Source organism: Psychrobacter sp. (genome assembly GCF_018260395.1).
GTDB lineage: Bacteria > Pseudomonadota > Gammaproteobacteria > Pseudomonadales > Moraxellaceae > Psychrobacter.
The window spans coordinates 1-6,399 of sequence record NZ_JAGLBC010000134.1 but is presented as its reverse complement, the minus strand read 5'-3'; the positions used below and the strand labels follow the sequence as shown (position 1 = coordinate 6,399).

Genomic DNA, 6,399 nt, shown 5'->3' with positions numbered 1-6,399 from the left:
AGTGCATAAAAAACAGATAATTGATAACTAAATATGCTTATAATGCAAGTTTTAATAGACGCATTAAGTCTTTGGCATTTTTACTAAAGGGTGATCAATGTATCCGTACGCATCAGAATATACGCCTAGTGTTTGGCTTGCTGAAGGGCAATCGAGCCAGCGTGATATGTTGCAAAGTTTGCAGCAATTAAAACAGCACAGCGCTAAGCCATTTAAGGTAATAGCCTCACATCGTTCACAGCGCCCTGAGATCTTTGAATTTGCCGACCAAGTATTTATAGAGCCAAGCTTAGAGCCTAGTTTAGAACCAGGTGTAGAACCAAGCTTAGAACCAAGCTTAGAACAAGAGGCACAATCCGATTTGCTGTCTTTACCACGCTGGCAGTTTGTAATGGAGCAAGCTATCCAAGCTAATAGTAAGGTGATATTAACGGGTCGCAATGGTATAGAATATGAGACGATGCGTGCCGAGTTTGAAAAGTCAGGTATTCGTTTATTGACCGGTTCAACTTCGGTCGAATTGCTACAAAAAATTGACGATAAATTTGCTTTTAATGGACATTGTCAGGCCCATAATATTGCAGCCGCTGAAGGATGGCGCTTTGATACCGTGCAACAGCTAGAGCAGCTTTTAGAGGAGCAAGGACATCAGCATCTATGTGTTAAGCCTATTACAGGTATATTTGCTCAAGGTTTTTGGTGTCTTGATACACACATCCAGCAAGCTTCAGCCGTAAACAGTGTCGGCTATGATAGCTTTGAGCATTTGTATTTTACCGACAATCGCATGATAAACACTGCACAATTTGTCAGTGCTTATCGCCACAGTCTTATGGTAAAAGAGCGTCCGATTCCAATGTTATTAATGCCTTATTTGCCTGGCAAAGAATACTCCATTGATGTGGTCTGTGAACGTGGAGAAGTGTTGGCTGCTGTGACCCGATATAAGGTCGGCAAAGTGCAGCATATAGGTTATGATAAGTCGGTAATGAAGCTGGTAATACCTTTAATACGTGCGTTTGAGTGCGACGGTTTTGTTAGTGTACAGACCAAGGCTGATGAAGAGGGCAATCACAAAGTGCTTGAGATCAATTCACGTCCTTCTGGCGGTATAGGCAATACTGTACATAGTGGCGTAGACTTAACTCAAATTGGTTTTGGCTACTGGTTAGGGCTTGAGGAAAAGCCAAATTTGCAGGCCATTATTCCGCAGATAAAGCCCTGCCAAGTTCGCTCTATTATGAGTAGCGTTGTAATTGAGCCAAACGAATAGCAAGTTAAAGCCAAGTTAAAGCTGATTGCAGTGTTTTAAGCCTTATAAGCCCTAAAATAACTAGCCAAATACGACCATGTCAATGATAATAGCATCTGCTTGGATAGCTTTTGACTTACAACTTCGTCTTAGGGCTAAAAGGCCATAGTCTAATAAGTCTTACCTTGTATGCTTGTAGCAGCTTAACTTTCAGTAATGAATTTTACAGTCTTAATATTTGAGCCAAAATGATGCCACTATATAAAATGCCTTGTGGCGTTAAAGGAACCCTTTAAGCATGACCATCGATAGCACATCCACCCTTAATTGTTCACAATCCTATCAACAAAAGCAGGTACAGTTGCCTAGAGGCACCCTCAATTTAAGTTATCAGCTTAATGGTGAGCATCGCTACCAGTTAGATGACTTGCTGGGTTTTGCTCAGCGTATCAATCCCAAGCGGGCGTTTTTGTTCGTCTCGAAGGTATTGGGTCGCCATATTCCGGTATCGCCAAAAGTGATGCGCCAAGCTTTTACTCATTTGGCTGACGCTGTGCCGGACAATTTACCTGAGCCGATTGTGGTGTTGGGTATGGCAGAAACGGCAGTGGGTCTATCGGCTGGCGTGCATCAAGCGTTACAGAGCCGCTATCCTAATGCATTACTGCTTAATTCAACACGTCATGCGCAGCAACAAGCGACTTTATATGCTACCTTTAATGAAGACCATAGCCATGCTAGCACTCATTTGATCTACCAAAGTCAGGATCCGAAGATTCAGACGCAGTTGCTCGCCAGTAAAACTTTGATTATGGTGGATGATGAAGCTTCAACTGGGAACACCTGTGTCAATGTGGTCAGTGCACTGCGAGAAGCTGGGTTAAAGCAGCTACAACAGGTGCATTTAGCGACCTTGGTGGATTGGTCCTTGGGGCAGCAGACCAGTGACGATCATATCGCTGAGCGTCTGCAAGGGATTAAGTTTAAGCGTCATAATTTGATGGCAGGCGACTGGCAATGGACCGATGCTCCTAATCCTGAGCCTATTGATATGCCCAGTGTCGATACTACAGAAGCGGGCAGTCAACCATTATTGCATACTGGCAACTGGGGCCGGTTGCCTACTTTTGACAGCACTGAAGGCTTTGCTAAGTTTTTAGAAAGCTTTAAAAACACTTATGAAAAAGTGCGTGGCGTCAATGCTTTAAGCGATTTATTTGGCAGTGGCTTAAGTGATGTTAAAGCTGTCAGCGATGTCAGTAATACCGAGTCTAAGCGGATTTTGGTACTGGGCAGTAATGAGTTTGTTTGGTTGCCTTTTTTATTGGCAGAGTGGTTAGAGCAGCAGGTTATTGATAACGTTAAGCGCGATATTGAAGTTAACTTTAGCGCTTTAACCCGCTCACCGATAGCCCTAGGCGGTGCGATTAAAGCGGTGTTAAGCTTCAATGATAATTATGGTCTAGGCATGACCAATTTTGCTTACAATGTTGTTGCCGATCAGTGGGATCTCATTGTACTTTGTGTCGAAACACCAACCGAAAGTGTTGACCCGCTGTGGCATAATTTGGATAACGTGATTGTAGTGAGTCCTTGATAATGAGTATTAAACCTAGCAATATTGCGCCTTTTAAACCGGACTCCTTGATCATTAAGCCTTATGCGCTCATGGATTTAGATGACACCTTATTTCAGACGCAAAGAAAGATAGAGGCTTGGCAGTTACCGACTGCTGAAAAAGAAACCTTGCTATATGCTTCAGTGAATAAACAAGGCGAGCCTTTAAGCCTAATGACGCAGCGGCAACAACTGTTCTTCAATTGGTTGGCAAGTAGCACTGAACTCATCGTGGTGACTGCTCGTGACCGTGAAGAAATTAAGCGAGTAAAACTTAACTTTGATAGCTGGCAAGTATTGACCCATGGCGCGGTGATTCTGCAGCCATCAAGTGAGCCCCTGCAAGCTTGGCAACAGCATATCGGCGAGGTTTTGTGGCCATTACAAGGTAAATTAAATCAATTGGTTACCTTGATTGAGGCTTATAACCACAACCACCAAGATCAATTAAAGCTTGCGTTGCACCACGATAATTTTCTCGACCCAAAGCCGGCATCAGGTGAAAATCAATTGCGTAAAATGCTAATATATTTGGCCATTAAACACCGTCAAAAAGATGCTATTGCTCTTGAGCAATTTGGCAAGTGGCTGTTGGGCGAGCATCCCGACTTAAGTCATGATTATTATATACACAGCAATGCCAATAACTTGGCCATATTACCCAAAGGTATTCATAAGCGTCATGCCGTGGCTTACTTGCTTGAGCAGTGTCTGGATAGGGTTCGTCCTAGCTTTGGCTTTGGAGATAGTTTGGCAGACTTGCCTTTTTTGCAGCAACTTGACTGGTACGGTACGCCCAATCATGGACAATTACACGACCATATTACCTCTCAATAAAAATATATAATCCTTAAAACATACTATCTTTGAAATTTATAAGACAAAGCAGCTAGGCTATGGATTCAGATAAAAAGACAATGACCTCTCATATCACATCACACTCTGGTAGTTATCTGGCTAGCGATGTGACTTTGCTGTTAGATATTGTGCAGAAGTCCGCGGTCCAAGATGTGCCCGTGGCACAAAAAGAGGCATTGATTCAAACCGGTCAACAGCATTACTCAGACATGCTGACTTTTGAAAAAGCCCCAACCATAGTGCATGAGCAGATGTATGCTCAAGCCTTAGAACATGGAAAATTACGCTTGGCGCGTGATATTGCTCGACTTAGCATCACCTTAAAAAGCTTGTTTGAGAAGCGTACAGATGAGCAATCGCCACTTATTTTAGTGAGTTTAGTACGAGCAGGATTACCTGTTGGAGTATTACTACAACGTGCTTTAAGAGATCGCAGTGCGCCTTATTATTTGCCAAGTAAACATTATGGCGTCAGTATCATTCGCGATAGAGGTCTTGATCCTGTTGCTTTGGCAAAAATCTTGTCGGAGCACCCAACTAGCCCAATAGTTTTTGTCGATGGTTGGACGGGGAAGGGGGCCATTTATGGCGAGCTATCCCGTAGCTTAACCGAATACCAAGATAAGTATTGGATAGGTGATGCAAAATTTGAGAATGTGTTTCATCAAGGTGAGACGGTCATACCTTTGTTAACGCTTGCTGACCCTGCTGGTGTGGCTTGGTTATCGGCCAGTAAAGATGATTGGTTGATACCATCAGGGCTGCTTGGTAGTACCGTTTCTGGATTGATATCACGAACTCTTTACAGTCAGCCCAATGAGGATCTGACCACAGGCTTACATCAGAGTCTGATTTATCATGATTTACAAGATAAAGATCTCAGTTTAAGCTTTATTGACAGTATAGAGAGCGTGCGTCAGGAGTTGCTTTTGCAAAATGCCAACATATTGCCTTTGCCGACATATAGCGCACCGCGTTATCATTCACTGCCTATTGTTAAAACGTTGGCAAACCAGTATAAGATTAGTAACCTGAATCGTATTAAGCCTACCATTGCTGAAGCCACACGTGCGATTATGCGCCGTGATCCTGAGCAAGTCTTATTGGCCAGTGCCAATCATCCCGACACTGCTTTGCTAAGACATTTGTGCGAGCAAAAAGGAGTTGCAGTAACTGTATTGGGCGATCAGATCTTGCCATATCAAGCTGTGACAATCATCAAAAAACGCAATTAAAACCCTTGCTATGTTTCAGATAAATTCACTAACCTGTTAAATGCTTTCAATCGTTCAAAAAGTGCTAGCTGAATAAAAATAAATAAGCTTCAAACATAACCGCAGTCTTCTTAATTTTAGAGTATATATCATGTCCTCGTTAACCCCTTTAATTAAATCAGGTGACTCATACAGTGATAAGCACAATATAGCAATGAATGAGCCTACTTTTATAAGCTCCGCAAGTGCCATGCCTGAAACTATGCTGCATCCCTATCAGTTAGGGGCAAGCCTTTATATGCCTGCTACTAGAGAAGATGTTTGGGCGGTAATTAGCCGTAGCAAGCTGCCCAATTTAGACAGTGTGATTATCTGCTTGGAAGATGCGGTGAGCGAAAGTGATGTACCCTATGCTTGGCAAAATATTCAAAAGCTTTTGGCACATTGGGCAAGTGTTGAAGTGGATAGACCACTTACGACACATCGCAGCAATTCTTTGAATGCGATAAATGAGAGCACTGGTGTTCAAAAGTCAGCTATGCGTAAATCTAGTCGACCACTGGTGTTTATTCGCCCGCGTAATCCGCAGATGCTGATGCAATTGGCTACATTACCACATATTGATTTGATAGATGGCTATGTATTGCCCAAAGTAGATATGGACAGTCTGTCTAACTGGCGCTTGGCATGTCAGCAAGTGCAAGACAACAGCTTGTTAATGCCAACATTAGAGACCGGTCGTTTGTTTGATTCTGCGCACAACCAAGCTTTAGCTACCGCACTGGCACATGCATTCGATGAACGGGTATTTGCATTACGTATTGGGGGCAATGATTTATTTTCTGCGTTACGCTTGCGTCGACCCAGTACACAAACCATTTATGAGACACCAGTCGGTACTTTGATGCATCAGCTCATTGGAACCTTTGTGCCTCAAGGTTACTATTTAACAGCACCAGTTTGTGAGTACTTTGATAATACCGCTTTATTTATCCAAGAACTTGCCACAGATGTGTCATTAGGATTGGTTGGTAAAACCGTTATTCATCCGGCACAAATTGCCTTAGTACAACAAGCTTTCTCAGTATCGACAAGGGTATTGGAAGAGGCGCAGGCTATTTTAGCTCAAGATGCCAAAGCGGTATTTAAACACAATAATACCATGCTTGAGCCGGCCACTCATTATGCGTGGGCGGTACAAACTGTTAAACGGGCTCAGATATTTGGGGTATTGGCCAATCAGATGTTGTAGGGCGTGTCCCTATTTGCAAATTAGATAAGTTATGGTCTAAAAATGGCTATATTTTCGCCAAACTGTGTCTAATTTCTAGCTAATATGCCTATATTATCTTCGAAATTATTCGTGTTTGACAAAAATCTATCTCATTTTTAGCCTCATAATCCAAATAGGGACATGCCCTAGGTTTTAGGGGGATTGTGATTAAGATATAATCACAG

5 protein-coding genes are annotated in these 6,399 nt (G+C 42.7%); all 5 read left to right on the top strand.

Going from position 1 to position 6,399, the window contains the following annotated elements; genetic code table 11:
- Nucleotides 1-97: 97 nt before the first annotated feature.
- On the top strand, nt 98-1,273 hold the full coding sequence (locus tag QZ265_RS09180) for an ATP-grasp domain-containing protein (RefSeq protein ID WP_296405524.1): 1,176 nt from the start codon (nt 98-100) through the stop codon (nt 1,271-1,273).
- 277 nt (nt 1,274-1,550) lie between these two features.
- Nucleotides 1,551-2,849: a phosphoribosyltransferase domain-containing protein gene (locus QZ265_RS09175; RefSeq protein ID WP_296405522.1), complete on the top strand. Its 1,299-nt coding sequence runs from the start codon at nt 1,551-1,553 to the stop codon at nt 2,847-2,849.
- A gap of 2 nt (nt 2,850-2,851) precedes the next feature.
- A complete protein-coding gene (locus QZ265_RS09170) occupies nt 2,852-3,706 on the top strand; it encodes an HAD hydrolase family protein (protein WP_296405521.1) in 855 nt (284 codons plus the stop codon).
- A 59-nt stretch (nt 3,707-3,765) separates the two neighbouring features.
- Nucleotides 3,766-4,962: a cysteine protease StiP family protein gene (locus QZ265_RS09165; RefSeq protein ID WP_296405520.1), complete on the top strand. Its 1,197-nt coding sequence runs from the start codon at nt 3,766-3,768 to the stop codon at nt 4,960-4,962.
- Nucleotides 4,963-5,092: 130 nt separating this feature from the next.
- Nucleotides 5,093-6,193: an HpcH/HpaI aldolase/citrate lyase family protein gene (locus QZ265_RS09160; protein WP_366513690.1), complete on the top strand. Its 1,101-nt coding sequence runs from the start codon at nt 5,093-5,095 to the stop codon at nt 6,191-6,193.
- The last annotated feature ends 206 nt before the right edge of the window (nt 6,194-6,399 follow it).

Coding starts and splice junctions, on each gene's coding strand:
- QZ265_RS09180 (WP_296405524.1), top strand. CDS start 98: ATGTATCCGTACGCATCAGAATATACGCCTAGTGTTTGGCTTGCTGAA.
- QZ265_RS09175 (WP_296405522.1), top strand. CDS start 1,551: ATGACCATCGATAGCACATCCACCCTTAATTGTTCACAATCCTATCAA.
- QZ265_RS09170 (WP_296405521.1), top strand. CDS start 2,852: ATGAGTATTAAACCTAGCAATATTGCGCCTTTTAAACCGGACTCCTTG.
- QZ265_RS09165 (WP_296405520.1), top strand. CDS start 3,766: ATGGATTCAGATAAAAAGACAATGACCTCTCATATCACATCACACTCT.
- QZ265_RS09160 (WP_366513690.1), top strand. CDS start 5,093: ATGTCCTCGTTAACCCCTTTAATTAAATCAGGTGACTCATACAGTGAT.